The organism is Vibrio sp. SG41-7 (genome assembly GCF_014164465.1).
Lineage (GTDB): Bacteria > Pseudomonadota > Gammaproteobacteria > Enterobacterales > Vibrionaceae > Vibrio > Vibrio splendidus.
In genome coordinates this window covers 1-1,426 of sequence record NZ_JACJFF010000281.1, presented here as the reverse complement: position 1 = coordinate 1,426, position 1,426 = coordinate 1, and the positions used below count along the sequence as shown (strand labels likewise).

Here is a 1,426-nt window from a genome sequence, read left to right as displayed (position 1 = left end):
GTTCATCATACTGACTTATATGAACGCTTCCCCATTTGCTAGGTCATCATTAAGTTATTTTCAAACATGGTTAGGTGGCAGTTTTATATTCGGTCTACATTGGCAGACATTCTGCCGACCCTAATGATTTCCGCAGCCTTATTCCTCATTTCCCTAGCGAGCTTAATGCTCTGGTCAGTATTCAGGTTTTATAAGGCTTGGTCTTACCTGTTTGTCATTACTCTTTGATGCATCTTGGCAAATTTTCTGCGAACATCCTGTGTTAGTTTAAATTAGTAGTCAGTCTTGCTTAACAAGGTTGATATTCGGTTTGGTTGGCTACTAATGCCCAAACGGTTCGAGCTATCTTGTTAGCTAACGCAACCGTCACGACATTTTTCGGTCGTCTTGCTTGCAAAGACACGAGCCATTCACTTTTTTCTTTACTGTGGGTCATCACTGCTCGCGCCCCATGGATAAGCAAAGTACGTAAATACACATCGCCTCGTTTGCTGATCCCGTGCAAGTGCACTCGACCTCCCGTTCCTGTTTGTCGTGGAACCATGCCTACCCATGCTGCAAATGCTCGACTGGATTTAAACGCTGACGCATCCCCCATGGAAGCGATAAGTGCCGTGGCAGTGAGTGGTCCAATACCTGGTACTTTGGCGATACGCTGACAATCTTCATCGTGCTTAAACCAGCTTTGGATTTGTTTTTCCAGTTGTTTAATGTCTTCGTCCAACTGAGTTAATCGTTCCACTTGAATCTGTAAGGCACACATAAAGGCACTTGGCGTATCCTCTTCCAGTTTTGCTAAACAATCTGGTAGCTTTTCCTTAAATGCTTGTTTGCCTTTTGGCATCACTAGGCCAAATTCGGTCAACAAACCGCGTATCGAGTTTATTTGCGCCGTCCTATGTTTAACCAGTAGTTCTCGCATGCGATGAATGCTAAGAATCGCTTGCTGCTCTTCAGTTTTTACTGCAATAAACTTCATGCCTGGTTGTTGCATGGCCGTCCAGATCGCACGAGCATCTACCACATCATTTTTATTGCCATAAACGAAAGGTTTGACTTTCTTTGCTGGCAGCAGCTTCACGGTATGACCCATTTCTTTAAACAGTCTTCCCCAGTGGTGAGCACCACCACAAGCTTCCATTCCTATCATTGATGGTTGTTGGTTAGCAAAGTACTGAACAAAATCTTTTCGCTTCACTTTGTCAGAGTGAATTTCACCGGTTTCTTGATCGACCCAGTGAATTTGAAAAACTTGTTTTGCGATGTCAATACCAAATACGTTACTGTTCATGTTGGATACTCCCAATGTCGATTGTTCACTAGATTGAACCATACTGGGCACTTTGATGCCGTGACAGGGAGTATCCTTCCTCGTCAATCGAATCATCGTCAGACTCCGTAGGTTGGGGAAGCGTTCATATCATTT

At 43.9% G+C, this 1,426-nt stretch carries 1 protein-coding gene; it reads right to left on the bottom strand.

Translation table 11 applies throughout. The annotated features are described in order from the left end of the window. Nucleotides 1-289 precede the first annotated feature (289 nt). Nucleotides 290-1,291, bottom strand: coding sequence for an IS110 family transposase (locus H5300_RS26620; protein ID WP_182797351.1), 1,002 nt, complete (start codon nt 1,289-1,291; stop codon nt 290-292). Between the last annotated feature and the right edge of the window lie 135 nt (nt 1,292-1,426).

What these genes read in the sequence shown, in the direction of transcription:
- H5300_RS26620 (WP_182797351.1), bottom strand. Translation starts at nt 1,291, where the DNA reads ATGAACAGTAACGTATTTGGTATTGACATCGCAAAACAAGTTTTTCAA.